Below are 12,267 nucleotides of genomic sequence, written 5' to 3'. Positions count from 1 at the left end.
CGAGCCCTCAGGGGCTCAATTCAAAACAAAAATCAACGCTTGTCGAGACCGGCCGGCGGCCAGCTTTCAAGCTTCATACCCAAGGTGAGACCGCGCGAAGCGAGGACTTCCTTGATTTCGTTGAGCGACTTGCGACCCAGGTTCGGGGTCTTGAGCAGCTCGTTTTCGGTGCGCTGGATCAGGTCACCGATGTAGTAGATGTTTTCGGCCTTCAGGCAGTTGGCCGAACGCACCGTCAGTTCGAGTTCGTCGACAGGGCGCAGCAGGATCGGATCGAATTGCTGGGCGCTGCGCGGTGCGGGTGCATCGAATGCAGCGAGTTCGCCGCCTTCGAGCTGCGCAAACACGGCGAGCTGTTCAACCAGGATTTTAGCCGATGCGCGAACGGCATCTTCGGCGCTGATCGCACCGTTGGTTTCGATCTCGACCAGCAGCTTGTCCAGGTCGGTACGCTGTTCCACACGGGCGCTCTCGACGGTGTAGCTCACGCGCTTGACGGGCGAGAACGACGCGTCCAGAACGATGCGGCCGATCGACTTGGTCGGCTCGTCCGCGTAGCGGCGCATCGTGCCGGGCACATAGCCGCGACCCTTCTCGACCTTGATCTGCATGTCGAGCTTGCCGCCTTGCGACAGGTGCGCGATCACGTGGTCAGGATTGATGATCTCGACGTCGTGCGGGGTCTGGATGTCCGATGCGAGGACCGGGCCTTCGCCGTCCTTGCGCAGGCTCAGCGTGACTTCGTCGCGGTTGTGGAGCTTGAACACCACGCCCTTGAGATTCAGCAGGATGTTGACGACATCTTCCTGCACGCCGTCGATCGACGAGTACTCATGCAGAACGCCAGCGATCGTGACTTCGGTGGCCGAGTAGCCGACCATGGACGACAGCAGAACGCGACGCAGCGCGTTGCCGAGCGTGTGGCCGTAGCCGCGCTCGAAAGGTTCGAGCGTGACCTTGGCCTTGTTGGCGGCAAGTTGCTCGACCTGGATGGTCTTGGGTTTCAGCAGGGTGGTTTGCATGCAGACTTCCTCTCAATACCCCCGGCTCGTTACACCGGTAAGGCTGGTGAAGCGCCTGATCCGCAACAGAGTGCGGAGCAGGAACGTGAACAACAATATCAATCTCCCGCCGGCGCAAAGACGCGCAGGCGGGTAGAGAAAATCAACGCGAATACAGTTCGACGATCAGCGATTCGTTGATGTCGGCTGCGAATTCGTCGCGATCCGGGACCTTCTTGAAGGTGCCTTCGGCCTTGTCGGCGTTCACATCGACCCATGCCGGCATGCCGACTTGTTGGGCCAGTTGCAGCGCTTCGACAATGCGGTTCTGCTTCTTCGACTTTTCGCGCACGGCGATCACGTCACCGGTCTTGACCAGGTACGACGGGATGTTGACCGACTGGCCATTCACGGTGATCGCCTTGTGCGACACGAGCTGACGTGCTTCGGCGCGCGTCGAGCCGAAGCCCATGCGGTAGACCACGTTGTCCAGGCGCGACTCGAGGATGAACAGCAGGTTGGCGCCGGTGTTGCCACGGCGACGATCGGCTTCTTCGAAGTAGCGGCGGAACTGCTTCTCGAGCACGCCGTACATGCGCTTGACCTTCTGCTTCTCACGCAGCTGCAGACCGTAGTCGGAGGTGCGCTGACCCGAGGTGCGACCGTGCTGGCCGGGCTTGGAGTCGAACTTGGCCTTGTCTTGAATGGAGCGGCGGGCGCTCTTCAGGAACAGGTCGGTGCCTTCACGGCGGGAAAGTTTGGCCTTGGGGCCGAGGTAACGTGCCACGGTATTTCCTTGGTGTCATCTGCCGCAGTTGCCTGCGGGAGCCATCGGCGGATGTGCCGATGGCGGTGGGCTTAGTGAAAAAACAAATGCGCAGCCGCTCGAAAGCTGGCTGCGCCTTGCGGACTGACGATCAGATGCGGCGACGCTTCTGGGGACGGCAGCCGTTGTGCGGAACGGGCGTCACGTCGGCAATGGAATTGATCCGGATGCCAAGCGCAGCCAGTGCGCGCACCGACGACTCGCGACCAGGACCGGGGCCCTTGATCTCGACGTCGAGGTTCTTGATACCTTGTTCGACAGCAGCACGGCCGGCCACTTCGGAAGCGACCTGCGCAGCGAACGGGGTCGACTTGCGCGAGCCCTTGAAGCCCTGGCCACCCGACGAAGCCCACGACAGGGCGTTGCCCTGGCGATCGGTGATCGTGATGATGGTGTTGTTGAACGAGGCATGCACGTGGGCGATACCGTCCGCAACGTTCTTGCGAACCTTCTTGCGAACGCGCTGTGCGGCGTTGTTTGCAGGTGCTTTAGCCATGCTTGTCTATCCTTATTTCTTCAGGGACTGCGCAGCCTTGCGCGGACCCTTGCGGGTGCGGGCGTTGGTGCGCGTGCGCTGGCCGCGCATCGGCAGGCCGCGACGGTGACGGAAGCCGCGATAGCAGCCGATGTCCATCAAACGCTTGATGTTCATCGTCGTCTCGCGACGCAGATCGCCTTCGATCGTGAACAGAGCGATCTGGTCGCGGATCTTTTCGAGATCGGCGTCGGTCAGATCCTTGATCTTCTTCGAATATTCGATGCCGCTCGCTTCGCAGATTTGACGGGCGCGGGTGCGACCGATACCGAAAATGGCGGTCAGGCCGATTTCAGCGTGCTTGTGCGGCGGGATGTTGATGCCAGCAATACGTGCCATGTGCGTCCTCTAATACTCTTCAATCAACCCTGGCGCTGCTTGTGGCGCGGGTCGGTGCAAATCACACGCACCACACCTTTACGGCGGATGACCTTGCAATTACGGCAGATGGTTTTGACCGAAGCCGAAACTCTCATTTCATTCTCCTAAAACTGTTTAACGTGGCGGTCTACCGCCCGGACTCAATACTGAAACTCACAGCCCTACGATGTCTTGAAGTTCGCCTTCTTCAGCAGCGATTCGTACTGCTGGGACATCATGTAGTTTTGCACCTGGGCCATGAAGTCCATCGTGACGACCACGATGATCAGCAGGGAGGTACCACCGAAGTAGAACGGCACGTTGTACTTCAGGATCAGGAACTCGGGCAGCAGGCAGACGAAGGTGATGTACACCGCGCCAGCCAACGTCAGGCGAACCAGAATCTTGTCGATATAGCGAGCGGTCTGGTCACCCGGGCGAATGCCAGGAATGAACGCACCACTCTTCTTCAGGTTGTCGGCCGTTTCCTTGCTGTTGAACACGAGTGCCGTGTAGAAGAAGCAGAAGAAAACGATCGCAGCAGCGTACAGCAGCACGTAGATCGGCTCGCCCGGACGCAGTGCGCTGGCGATGTCCTTGATCCAGCGGAAGCCACCGTCACCGGCGCTGAACCAGCCCACCACCGTTGCCGGCAGCAGAATGATCGACGACGCGAAGATCGGAGGAATCACACCGGCCATGTTCAGCTTCAGGGGCAGGTGCGACGACTGACCGCCGTAAACCTTGTTGCCGACCTGACGCCGCGCATAGTTCACGAGGATCTTGCGCTGACCACGTTCCACGAACACCACGAAGTAGGTGACCAGCACCACGACAGCGATGATGAAGAGCGCGACGATGGGGTTCATCGCACCGGTCGTCACCAGCGAAGCCAGGCCGCCGATGGCGCCCGGCAGACCGGCCGCGATACCTGCAAAGATCAGGATCGAGATGCCGTTGCCGAGACCGCGTTCGGTGATCTGCTCGCCGAGCCACATCAGGAACATCGAACCAGCGGTCAGGCTCACCATGGCGGTCAGGCGGAAGCCGAAACCGGGGGCGATCACCAGACCGGCCGACGATTCGAGGGCCACTGCGATGCTGAACGACTGGAACAGAGCCAGGCCGAGCGCGCCATAGCGCGTGTACTGCGTGATCTTGCGGCGACCGGCCTCGCCTTCCTTCTTCAATTGCTCGAAGCTGGGAAGCACGTAGGTCATCAGCTGCATGATGATCGACGCCGAGATGTACGGCATGATCCCCAACGCGAACACGGTGAAACGCGACAGCGCCCCGCCCGAGAACATGTTGAACAGGCTCAGAATGCCGCCCTGCTGGCCCTGGAACAACGCTGCCAGCTGGTCCGGGTTGATACCCGGCACAGGAATGTGCGCGCCAATCCGGTAGACCACGAGCGCGAGCAGCAAAAAGACGAGCCGACGACGAAGGTCGCCGAACTTGCCTGTTTTTGCGATCGTTGCCGCGTTAGTTGCCACGAAGAACTTCTTTCAGTCCGAAGGTGATCAGGCGAAGCTGCCGCCGGCTGCTTCGATCGCAGCCTTGGCACCAGCGGTCGCACCCACGCCCGTCAGCTTGACGGCCTTGGTGAGTTCGCCGGTCTTGATGATCTTGACGACCTTGGCGAGCTGGCCCACGAGGCCGGCTTGCTTCAGTGCCAGGACATCGACTTCGGCCAGGCCGAGCTGCTCGAGAGCAGTCAGCGTGACTTCGGCGTTGTACTTCAGCAGGTGCGACTTGAAGCCACGCTTGGGCAGGCGACGCTGCAGCGGCATTTGACCGCCTTCGAAGCCGACCTTGTGGAAACCGCCTGCGCGCGACTTCTGGCCCTTGTGACCGCGACCTGCGGTCTTGCCGATGCCGGAGCCGATACCGCGGCCGACGCGACGCTTGGCGTGCTTGGCGCCAGCTGCCGGCTTGATGCCATTGAGTTCCATATCAGTCTCTCTTACAGAACTTTGACCAGATAACTGATCTTGTTGATCATGCCGCGCACTGCGGGCGTGTCTTGCAGCTCGCTCACGCTGTTGAGCTTGCGCAGGCCGAGGCCACGCACGGTCGCGCGATGCGATTCCTTGGTGCCGATCGGGCTCTTCACCAGCTGCACCTTGAGGGTTTGTTGTTGCGTCATTTGAATGCTTCCTTCAGCCTTGCGAGAGCTTGCGCTCAGGCGAAGATTTCTTCGACGGTGAGACCGCGCTTGGCAGCCACATTGCCGGCCGTCGTCGAGTTCTTCAACCCGTCGAGCGTGGCGCGAACCATGTTGTAGGGGTTCGACGAACCATGGCTCTTGGCCACGATGTCGGTGATGCCCATGACTTCGAACACGGCGCGCATCGGGCCGCCGGCGATGATGCCGGTACCCTTGGGAGCCGGGTACATCACGACCCTGGCGGCACCGTGATGGCCTTGCACCTGGTGGTGCAGCGTGCCGTTCTTGATCGCAGCCTTGAACAGGTTGCGACGGGCTTCTTCCATTGCCTTCTGCACGGCAGCAGGCACTTCCTTCGACTTGCCCTTGCCCATGCCGACGCGGCCTTCACCGTCACCGACCACGGTCAGTGCTGCGAAACCGAGGATACGACCACCCTTCACCACCTTGGTGACGCGGTTGATCGCGATCATCTTCTCGCGCAAACCGTCCTCAGGACCTTCGTTCTGCGTTCTTGCTTGAATCTTTGCCATTTTGAATCTCGTGTCCGATTAGAACTGCAGACCGGCTTCGCGGGCTGCCTCGGCCAGCGCCTTGACGCGGCCGTGGTAGGCGAAACCTGCACGATCGAAAGCGACCTTCTCGACGCCGGCAGCCTTCGCCTTTTCAGCGATGCGCTTGCCGATGGCGGTGGCAGCGGCGGCATTGCCACCCTTGCCCGAGGCGCCGAGTGCTGCGCGCACTTCGGCTTCGGCGGTCGATGCGGTTGCGATCACCTTGGTGCCGTCGTCGGAGATGACGGTGGCATAGATGTGCAGGTTGGTGCGGTTCACCGTGAGGCGGGCCACGCCCTGCGTCGCGATCCGGATGCGGGTCTGGCGCGAGCGGCGAAGACGCTGTGCTTTTTTGGTCAACATCATTTTGCTGCCCCTTACTTCTTCTTGGTCTCTTTGATCACGATCTTCTCGTCCGAATAACGGATGCCCTTGCCCTTGTAGGGCTCAGGCGGACGAACAGCGCGGATCTCAGCGGCGATTTGACCAACGCGCTGACGGTCAGCACCCTTGATCACGATTTCGGTCGGGGTCGCGGTGGTCACCGTGATGCCTTGCGGCATGTCGATGTTGACCGGGTGCGAGTAACCGACTTGCAGGTTCAACTTGTTGTTGGACGCTGCAGCCTTGTAGCCGACGCCGACCAGGTTGAGCTTCTTCTCGAAGCCCTTGGTCACGCCAACCACCATGTTGTTCACCAGCTGGCGAATCGTGCCGCTCATCGCATTCGCTTCACGCGATTCGTTGGCGGGCTCGAAGCTCAGCTTGCCGTCATTGCTGACGACGTTCACCAGCGCATTGCGAGCCAGGTTGAGCGTGCCGCCCGTGCCCTTGACGCTGATCTGGTCTTCCTTGATCGACACATCCACACCTGCGGGGATGGCAACCGGCATTTTTCCTACTCGGGACATTTCAGTAACTCCTCGATGTCTCGGTTAGGCGACGTAGCACAGAACTTCGCCACCGACACCGGTAGCGCGAGCCTTGCGGTCGGTCATCACGCCCTGGGGGGTCGTGACGATCGCAACACCGAGGCCGTTCTGGACTTGCGGGATGGCGGCGCTGGCCTTGTAGACGCGCAGGCCGGGGCGGCTCACGCGTTCGATACGTTCGATGACCGGGCGGCCAGCGTAGTACTTCAGCGTGATGACGAGTTCGGACTTGCCGGCATCGGTCTTCACTTCGAAGCCGTCGATGTAGCCTTCGTCCTTCAGGACTTGTGCAATCGCGGCCTTCACCTTGGAAGACGGGATCGACACAGTGGGCTTCGCCACCATCTGCGCGTTACGGATACGCGTCAGCAGGTCGGCAATGGGATCACTCATGCTCATGTTGTTTGCTCCTGCCTGGCTTACCAGCTGGCCTTGGTGACACCGGGGATGTCGCCAGCGAAAGCCAGTTCACGGATCTTGGCGCGAGCCAGACCGAATTGACGGAAGGTGCCACGGGGGCGACCGGTGATTTCGCAACGGTTGCGCTGGCGCGTGGGGTTCGCGTTGCGCGGGAGCTTCTGCAGGCCCAGGCGGGCTGCTGCGCGCTCTTCGTCGCTCTTCTTCGCGTCGTTGGAAATTGCCTTCAGTTCCGCGTGCTTCGCAGCGAACTTGGCAACCAGCTTGTCGCGCTTGAGTTCGCGCTGGATCAAAGATTGTTTGGCCATGGTTCGCCTCAGTTCTTGAACGGGAAACGGAAGCCAGCGAGAAGCGCCTTGGCTTCTTCGTCGGTCTTGGCCGTCGTCGTGATGCTGATATTGAGACCGCGCAGGGCGTCGACCTTGTCGTACTCGATCTCAGGGAAAATGATCTGCTCTTTGACGCCGATGTTGTAGTTGCCACGGCCGTCGAATGCGCGACCCGAGATACCACGGAAGTCACGCACGCGGGGCAGGGCCACGGTGACGAAACGGTCCAGGAACTCGTACATGTGCACGCCACGCAGCGTGACCATGCAGCCGATCGGCTGGTTTTCGCGGATCTTGAAGCCGGCGATGGCCTTCTTCGACTTGGTGACCACAGGCTTCTGGCCAGCGATCTTGGTCAGGTCGGCGACGGCGTTGTCGAGGACCTTCTTGTCGGCGACTGCCTCACCCACACCCATGTTCAGGGTGATCTTGGTGAGACGCGGAACTTGCATCGGCGACTTGTAGCCGAACTTTTCCGTCAGGTCTTTCGCGATCTTTTCGCGATAGTGTTGTTGGAGACGTGCCATGTGAGTACCTCTTAGGCGAACTTGATTTCGTCGCCGCTCGACTTGAAGACGCGAACAGCCACGCGCTTGCCGTCGGCACCTTGGGTGACCTTGATGCCCACGCGATCGGCCTTGCCGGTCGCGGCATTGAAGATCGCCACGTTGGATTGGTGAATCGGCATGGTCTTCTCGACGATGCCACCGGTCGTACCCTTGAGGGGGTTCGGCTTAGTGTGCTTCTTGACGAGGTTGATGCCGTCGACGATCACATGCGAATCGTCTGCGCGCAGCGACACGACGCCGCGCTTGCCCTTGTCACGACCGGCCAACACGATGACCTGGTCGCCTTTGCGAATCTTGTTCATGGCGTTGTGTCCTTAGAGAACTTCGGGTGCCAGCGACACGATCTTCATGAACTTCTCGGTGCGCAGTTCGCGCGTGACCGGTCCGAAGATGCGGGTGCCGATGGGCTCCAGCTTGGCGTTGAGCAGCACGGCGGCATTGCCGTCGAACTTGACGAGCGAACCGTCAGCACGACGGATGCCCTTGGCGGTGCGGACCACCACTGCGCTGTAGATCTCGCCCTTCTTGACGCGACCACGCGGAGCGGCTTCCTTGATGCTGACCTTGATGACGTCGCCCACGCTGGCGTAACGCCGCTTGGAGCCACCGAGCACCTTGATACACAGGACGGATTTCGCGCCCGTGTTGTCGGCCACTTCGAGCCGGGATTCAGTTTGGATCATTTCTTGATATTCCCAACTTGTACCGATGAGCCTCCAGGAGGGAGACACCGCGGTCAGTCTTGGGCCCGTCGTCCACGCCTCGAACCACTCGAGACGCTTCCGCTTTGGGCTGAAAGCTTCGCCTTTTGAAAGCGAAGCCCGCGATTGTGGCACCCATGCAGGGCGATGTCAACTGCCTCATCACGCGAACTTCGACAGCCGCTAGACTTTGTGGCGTGCGCGCCCCCATCCACCCCCTCGTTTCGCCGCCTTCCGTGCGGCGCCGGCGCCTGCTGGCGGGCGGCGCGGGCCTGCTGGGGCTGGGATCACTGGGCCTCGCGGGATGCCGCAGTGCAGCACCGGCCTCAGATACGGGCCGGCTGCAGCGCCTGGGAGAAGCCCGCTGGGCGCACCGACGCTCTATAGAGAACACCACGGCAGGCGGCCTCTCAGGCATCGACTACGACCCAGCCAAAGGTGAGTACCTGCTTCTCAGCGATGACCGGTCAGACCTGGCCCCCGTGCGCTGCTACACCGCACGCTGGCCCCAGCCGGCCGACGCCGCGCCCGAGCCCACCGGCGTTGTCCAGCTGCAACGCCCCGGTGGCGGCCCCTGGCCCGGGCGGCGCCAGGCGGTCGCCGGCCTGCCCGCTCCCGACCCCGAGGCCCTGCGCCTGCGCCCCTCGGCCGGCACCTTGCTCTGGACCAGCGAAGGCGACCTCGCCCGCGGTTTCGGTCCCGCCTTATATGAATCGACGCGCGACGGCCGCTTTCTGCGCGAATTCGCCCTGCCGGCGATGTTCGCCCCGGACCCCACCCAACGTCGCGGCCCGCGCGACAACCTGACCTTCGAAGGCCTGGCCCTCACGCCTGACGACCGCTCGGCCTGGCTCGCGATGGAAAACGCGCTGGTCCAGGACGGCCCGACCCCGACCACCGCCGCCCCCGGTGGCCCCTGCCGCTTCACCCAGGTCGACCTCGCGACCGGCCGCGCCGTGCGCCAGATCGCCTATGTGCCCGACGCCATTCCGCTGCGCCCGCTCGTGCCAGGCGCCTACGCCGACAACGGCGTGAGCGAGGCGCTGATGCTCGACGCCCACCGCATGCTGGTGCTGGAACGGGCCTACGCCACGGGCGCCGGCAATTCGCTGCGCCTGTACGAAATAGACACCCGGGCCGCCGACGACGTGCTCGCCATCGATGCCCTCGCACCCGGCAACCATCGCCCGGCCGCCAAGACGCTCGTGGCCGACTTCGCCACCCTCGGCCTCTCGCGCCTCGACAACACCGAGGGCATGTGCTGGGGTCCAGCGTTGCCCGACGGCCGCCGCCTGCTGGTGGTCGTGAGCGACGACAATTTCAACCCGCTGCAAGTGACGCAGTTCGCCGCCTTCGCCTACACCGACCGACCATGACCATCGCCGTGACCTTCCTGCCCCGCACCGCGCCGGGCCCCCTGCCCCCCATCGCCTTCATCGGCGGCGGCAACATGGCCAGCGCCATCATCGGCGGCCTGATCCAGCAAGGCGTCGCGGCCGACAACTTCGAAGTGGTCGAGCCTTTCGAGGAGGCCCGCACCAAGCTGGCCCAGTCCTTCGGCATCGTCGCCAAGGCCGAGGCCACCGAGGCCCTCGCGCGCTGCGCCGTGGTGGTGTGGGCGGTCAAGCCCCAGACCTTCGCGGAAGCCACCCGCCCGGTGCGCGCCTTTGCCGGCGACGCCCTGCACCTGAGCGTGGCCGCGGGCATTCCGTCCGACAGCATCGCCCGCTGGCTCGGCACCGAGCGCGTGGTGCGCGCCATGCCCAACACCCCCGCCCTGGTGGGCAAGGGCATGACCGGCCTCTTCGCGCGGCCAGGCGTCGAAAGCGCCGACCGCGCACGCGTCGGCCAGCTGCTGGCGCCGACGGGCGAGCTGATCTGGGTCGACGCCGAACCCGCGCTCGACGCGGTGACCGCCATGTCGGGCTCCGGCCCGGCCTACGTGTTCTATTTCATCGAGGCGATGACCGAGGCCGGCGTCGAGATGGGCCTCACGCCCGACCAGGCCCAGCGGCTGGCCATCGGCACCTTCACCGGCGCCTCGGCGCTGGCGCACAGCGCGACCGAGCCGCCGTCGGTGCTGCGCGAGCGCGTGACCTCCAAGGGCGGCACGACCTACGCGGCCCTGAGCGCGCTCGAAGCCTCGGATGTGAAGGGCCAGTTCAAGACCGCCATCCGCGCCGCACAGAAGCGCGCGGCCGAGCTGGGCGAGGAGTTCGGGCGCGGCTGAGCCTGTGGCGGGCGGCTACCGAGCGGTGTAGCCCGCCACGATGCCGACGAACAGCGCGAAGCCCAGCCAGTGGTTTTCGCGGAAGGCCTTGAAGCAGCCCTCGCGCGTGCGGTCATGGATCAGGCGCCAGTGCCAGAGCGCCTGGGCCACCGCTGCGGCAACGCCTAGATAGAAGAGCCCCCCCAGCGACCGGCTGGCACCGGCCCAGATCCAGACCGCCAGGAAGATCGCGTAGCTCGCCATCACCGCCGCCACGTCGAAGCGGCCGAACGTGATCGCCGAGGTCTTCATGCCGATCTTCAGGTCGTCGTCGCGGTCCACCATCGCGTACTCGGTGTCGTAGGCCAGCACCCAGAACAGGTTGCCCGCCAGCAGCCACCACGCAAAGGCCAGCACCGTCGACTGCACCGCGGCAAAGGCCATCGGGATGCCGAAACTGAAGGCGATGCCCAGCACCGCTTGCGGGATCGACACGAAGCGCTTGGCGAACGGGTAGATCAGCGTGATCGCCAGCGCCGCGAACGACCACAGCACCGTCGTGCGGTTGGTGGTGAGCACCAGCCCGAAGGACAGCAGCGCCAGCACCGCGCCCAGCCCCAGCGCCTCCTTGACCGACATCGCGCCGCTCGTCACCGGCCGCTGGGCCGTGCGCTTCACATGGCGATCGAACTCACGGTCGGCCACGTCGTTGACGCAGCAGCCCGCGCTGCGCATGAGGAATGTGCCGAGCGTGAACACCGCGAGCAGGTGCCAGCCGGGCCAGCCGTCGGCCGCGAACCAGAGCGCGCCCAACGTGGGCCACAGCAACAACAGCCAGCCGGCCGGCCGGTTCCAGCGGATCAGATCGAGGTAGAGCGCGAAACGGCGGGCGAGAGGCATGCGAAAAGCGGCAAGGCAGACGTCAAAAGAGCGGCAATTGTGCCGCTCTCTGAAGGGGTTCCCGGCGTACCGGGAGATCAGGACGCCGTCATCAGTCCTCGAGCAGCGAGCGCAGCATCCAGGCCGTCTGGTCGTGCACCGTGCAGCGCGCGGTCAGCATGTCGGCGGTCGGGTCGTCGCCGGCCTCTTCGGCCACCGGGATGAACTCGCGCGCGATGCGCGACACCGTTTCGTGGCCCTTCACGAGGATGCGCACCATCTCCATCGCCTTGGGCGGGGTCTGCGGCACGTCGGGCACGGTGGCGATCTTGCTGAACTCGGCGTACGAGCCCGGCGCGTAGTGGCCCAGCGCGCGGATGCGCTCGGCGAGCACGTCGGTCGAGCCCCACAGCTCGGTGTACTGCGTCATGAACATCGCATGCAGCGAGTTGAAGTGCGGCCCTGTCACGTTCCAGTGGAAGTTGTGGGTCGTGAGGTACAGCGTGTAGGTATCGGCCAGCACGCGGCTCAGGCCCTCGGCAATGGCCGCGCGGTCCTGGCGTTCGATGCCGATGTTGATGATCGGCGCGTTGCGGCTGCCCGACTCCTGCGCGACGACGGCGCCGCCCTTCTTGGGCACCTTGCCGGCCGAAGAAGCGGGCGATGGGGACTTGGTCTTTTTCGGGGGTTTGGCCATGGCGGAGGGGTCTTTCTTGAAGTTGGGTGACAACACCGAAATTCTGAAAGCCGGCAGGCGGCTTCGCAACAGCTTCACTCTATCCCAG

General features: G+C 63.5%; 20 protein-coding genes. 2 read left to right on the top strand and 18 right to left on the bottom strand.

Annotated features, from left to right (window positions below; genetic code table 11):
• Positions 1 to 32: 32 nt before the first annotated feature.
• The 16 genes from AC07Q9_RS19320 to rplN all read right to left on the bottom strand — a co-directional run bounded on the left by AC07Q9_RS19320 (position 33) and on the right by rplN (position 8,376).
• Positions 33 to 1,022, bottom strand: coding sequence for a DNA-directed RNA polymerase subunit alpha (locus tag AC07Q9_RS19320; RefSeq protein ID WP_056576973.1), 990 nt, complete (start codon positions 1,020 to 1,022; stop codon positions 33 to 35).
• Between the two features lie 142 nt (positions 1,023 to 1,164).
• On the bottom strand, positions 1,165 to 1,788 hold the full coding sequence (gene rpsD, locus AC07Q9_RS19315) for a 30S ribosomal protein S4 (protein WP_056576976.1): 624 nt from the start codon (positions 1,786 to 1,788) through the stop codon (positions 1,165 to 1,167).
• A 130-nt stretch (positions 1,789 to 1,918) separates the two neighbouring features.
• A complete protein-coding gene (gene rpsK / locus AC07Q9_RS19310; RefSeq protein ID WP_009124825.1) occupies positions 1,919 to 2,323 on the bottom strand; it encodes a 30S ribosomal protein S11 in 405 nt (134 codons plus the stop codon).
• A 12-nt stretch (positions 2,324 to 2,335) separates the two neighbouring features.
• A complete protein-coding gene (gene rpsM / locus AC07Q9_RS19305; RefSeq protein WP_013544105.1) occupies positions 2,336 to 2,701 on the bottom strand; it encodes a 30S ribosomal protein S13 in 366 nt (121 codons plus the stop codon).
• Between the two features lie 23 nt (positions 2,702 to 2,724).
• Positions 2,725 to 2,838, bottom strand: a complete 114-nt coding sequence (gene rpmJ, locus AC07Q9_RS19300; RefSeq protein ID WP_013544106.1) for a 50S ribosomal protein L36 — start codon at positions 2,836 to 2,838, stop codon at positions 2,725 to 2,727.
• A gap of 66 nt (positions 2,839 to 2,904) precedes the next feature.
• Complete coding sequence (gene secY, locus AC07Q9_RS19295; RefSeq protein ID WP_119555012.1) at positions 2,905 to 4,218, bottom strand: preprotein translocase subunit SecY; 1,314 nt, start codon at positions 4,216 to 4,218, stop codon at positions 2,905 to 2,907.
• A gap of 27 nt (positions 4,219 to 4,245) precedes the next feature.
• The gene (gene rplO, locus AC07Q9_RS19290; protein ID WP_099793804.1) at positions 4,246 to 4,677 is read right to left on the bottom strand and encodes a 50S ribosomal protein L15; all 432 of its coding nucleotides are present in this window, start codon (positions 4,675 to 4,677) and stop codon (positions 4,246 to 4,248) included.
• A gap of 11 nt (positions 4,678 to 4,688) precedes the next feature.
• Positions 4,689 to 4,871 (bottom strand): 50S ribosomal protein L30, encoded by a 183-nt coding sequence (gene rpmD, locus AC07Q9_RS19285; protein WP_019653974.1) that lies wholly within the window; start codon positions 4,869 to 4,871, stop codon positions 4,689 to 4,691.
• A 35-nt stretch (positions 4,872 to 4,906) separates the two neighbouring features.
• A complete protein-coding gene (gene rpsE / locus AC07Q9_RS19280; protein WP_099793806.1) occupies positions 4,907 to 5,425 on the bottom strand; it encodes a 30S ribosomal protein S5 in 519 nt (172 codons plus the stop codon).
• 18 nt (positions 5,426 to 5,443) lie between these two features.
• A complete protein-coding gene (gene rplR / locus AC07Q9_RS19275; protein ID WP_056577252.1) occupies positions 5,444 to 5,809 on the bottom strand; it encodes a 50S ribosomal protein L18 in 366 nt (121 codons plus the stop codon).
• A 14-nt stretch (positions 5,810 to 5,823) separates the two neighbouring features.
• On the bottom strand, positions 5,824 to 6,357 hold the full coding sequence (gene rplF / locus AC07Q9_RS19270) for a 50S ribosomal protein L6 (protein WP_099793808.1): 534 nt from the start codon (positions 6,355 to 6,357) through the stop codon (positions 5,824 to 5,826).
• A gap of 24 nt (positions 6,358 to 6,381) precedes the next feature.
• Positions 6,382 to 6,777 carry a 30S ribosomal protein S8 gene (gene rpsH / locus AC07Q9_RS19265; RefSeq protein ID WP_056516708.1) on the bottom strand — a complete coding sequence of 132 codons (396 nt, stop codon included), beginning with the start codon at positions 6,775 to 6,777 and terminating at the stop codon, positions 6,382 to 6,384.
• 20 nt (positions 6,778 to 6,797) lie between these two features.
• A complete protein-coding gene (rpsN, locus tag AC07Q9_RS19260) occupies positions 6,798 to 7,103 on the bottom strand; it encodes a 30S ribosomal protein S14 (RefSeq protein ID WP_489061237.1) in 306 nt (101 codons plus the stop codon).
• Between the two features lie 8 nt (positions 7,104 to 7,111).
• Complete coding sequence (gene rplE / locus AC07Q9_RS19255; RefSeq protein WP_056576993.1) at positions 7,112 to 7,651, bottom strand: 50S ribosomal protein L5; 540 nt, start codon at positions 7,649 to 7,651, stop codon at positions 7,112 to 7,114.
• Positions 7,652 to 7,662: 11 nt separating this feature from the next.
• The gene (rplX, locus tag AC07Q9_RS19250) at positions 7,663 to 7,995 is read right to left on the bottom strand and encodes a 50S ribosomal protein L24 (protein WP_062474813.1); all 333 of its coding nucleotides are present in this window, start codon (positions 7,993 to 7,995) and stop codon (positions 7,663 to 7,665) included.
• Positions 7,996 to 8,007: 12 nt separating this feature from the next.
• Positions 8,008 to 8,376: a 50S ribosomal protein L14 gene (gene rplN / locus AC07Q9_RS19245; RefSeq protein WP_009124801.1), complete on the bottom strand. Its 369-nt coding sequence runs from the start codon at positions 8,374 to 8,376 to the stop codon at positions 8,008 to 8,010.
• 215 nt (positions 8,377 to 8,591) lie between these two features.
• Between rplN and AC07Q9_RS19240 the strand changes: the two genes are divergently transcribed.
• Together AC07Q9_RS19240 and proC are read left to right on the top strand one after the other, a co-directional pair.
• Positions 8,592 to 9,770 (top strand): esterase-like activity of phytase family protein, encoded by a 1,179-nt coding sequence (locus AC07Q9_RS19240; protein ID WP_495311341.1) that lies wholly within the window; start codon positions 8,592 to 8,594, stop codon positions 9,768 to 9,770.
• Positions 9,767 to 10,624 (top strand): pyrroline-5-carboxylate reductase, encoded by an 858-nt coding sequence (gene proC, locus AC07Q9_RS19235; RefSeq protein WP_495311339.1) that lies wholly within the window; start codon positions 9,767 to 9,769, stop codon positions 10,622 to 10,624. The genes AC07Q9_RS19240 and proC overlap by 4 nt, the downstream gene beginning before the upstream one ends.
• A 15-nt stretch (positions 10,625 to 10,639) precedes the next feature.
• Here the strand turns inward: proC and ubiA are convergent, their stop codons facing one another.
• Entirely contained in the window at positions 10,640 to 11,503 is an 864-nt protein-coding gene (ubiA, locus tag AC07Q9_RS19230; protein ID WP_495311337.1) for a 4-hydroxybenzoate octaprenyltransferase, read from the bottom strand.
• A gap of 91 nt (positions 11,504 to 11,594) precedes the next feature.
• The gene (locus tag AC07Q9_RS19225; protein WP_139700624.1) at positions 11,595 to 12,179 is read right to left on the bottom strand and encodes a Dps family protein; all 585 of its coding nucleotides are present in this window, start codon (positions 12,177 to 12,179) and stop codon (positions 11,595 to 11,597) included.
• Positions 12,180 to 12,267 lie beyond the last annotated feature (88 nt).

It is taken from the genome of Variovorax sp. GW821-FHT09A10 (genome assembly GCF_059418385.1).
Note: the sequence above shows the minus strand (reverse complement) of the source record. Positions and strands in the feature narration are given on the sequence as shown.

What these genes read in the sequence shown, in the direction of transcription:
- AC07Q9_RS19320 (WP_056576973.1), bottom strand. Translation starts at nt 1,022, where the DNA reads ATGCAAACCACCCTGCTGAAACCCAAGACCATCCAGGTCGAGCAACTT.
- rpsK (WP_009124825.1), bottom strand. Translation starts at nt 2,323, where the DNA reads ATGGCTAAAGCACCTGCAAACAACGCCGCACAGCGCGTTCGCAAGAAG.
- rpsM (WP_013544105.1), bottom strand. Translation starts at nt 2,701, where the DNA reads ATGGCACGTATTGCTGGCATCAACATCCCGCCGCACAAGCACGCTGAA.
- rpmJ (WP_013544106.1), bottom strand. Translation starts at nt 2,838, where the DNA reads ATGAGAGTTTCGGCTTCGGTCAAAACCATCTGCCGTAATTGCAAGGTC.
- rplO (WP_099793804.1), bottom strand. Translation starts at nt 4,677, where the DNA reads ATGGAACTCAATGGCATCAAGCCGGCAGCTGGCGCCAAGCACGCCAAG.
- rpmD (WP_019653974.1), bottom strand. Translation starts at nt 4,871, where the DNA reads ATGACGCAACAACAAACCCTCAAGGTGCAGCTGGTGAAGAGCCCGATC.
- rpsE (WP_099793806.1), bottom strand. Translation starts at nt 5,425, where the DNA reads ATGGCAAAGATTCAAGCAAGAACGCAGAACGAAGGTCCTGAGGACGGT.
- rplR (WP_056577252.1), bottom strand. Translation starts at nt 5,809, where the DNA reads ATGTTGACCAAAAAAGCACAGCGTCTTCGCCGCTCGCGCCAGACCCGC.
- rplF (WP_099793808.1), bottom strand. Translation starts at nt 6,357, where the DNA reads ATGTCCCGAGTAGGAAAAATGCCGGTTGCCATCCCCGCAGGTGTGGAT.
- rpsH (WP_056516708.1), bottom strand. Translation starts at nt 6,777, where the DNA reads ATGAGCATGAGTGATCCCATTGCCGACCTGCTGACGCGTATCCGTAAC.
- rpsN (WP_489061237.1), bottom strand. Translation starts at nt 7,103, where the DNA reads ATGGCCAAACAATCTTTGATCCAGCGCGAACTCAAGCGCGACAAGCTG.
- rplE (WP_056576993.1), bottom strand. Translation starts at nt 7,651, where the DNA reads ATGGCACGTCTCCAACAACACTATCGCGAAAAGATCGCGAAAGACCTG.
- rplX (WP_062474813.1), bottom strand. Translation starts at nt 7,995, where the DNA reads ATGAACAAGATTCGCAAAGGCGACCAGGTCATCGTGTTGGCCGGTCGT.
- rplN (WP_009124801.1), bottom strand. Translation starts at nt 8,376, where the DNA reads ATGATCCAAACTGAATCCCGGCTCGAAGTGGCCGACAACACGGGCGCG.
- proC (WP_495311339.1), top strand. Translation starts at nt 9,767, where the DNA reads ATGACCATCGCCGTGACCTTCCTGCCCCGCACCGCGCCGGGCCCCCTG.
- ubiA (WP_495311337.1), bottom strand. Translation starts at nt 11,503, where the DNA reads ATGCCTCTCGCCCGCCGTTTCGCGCTCTACCTCGATCTGATCCGCTGG.
- AC07Q9_RS19225 (WP_139700624.1), bottom strand. Translation starts at nt 12,179, where the DNA reads ATGGCCAAACCCCCGAAAAAGACCAAGTCCCCATCGCCCGCTTCTTCG.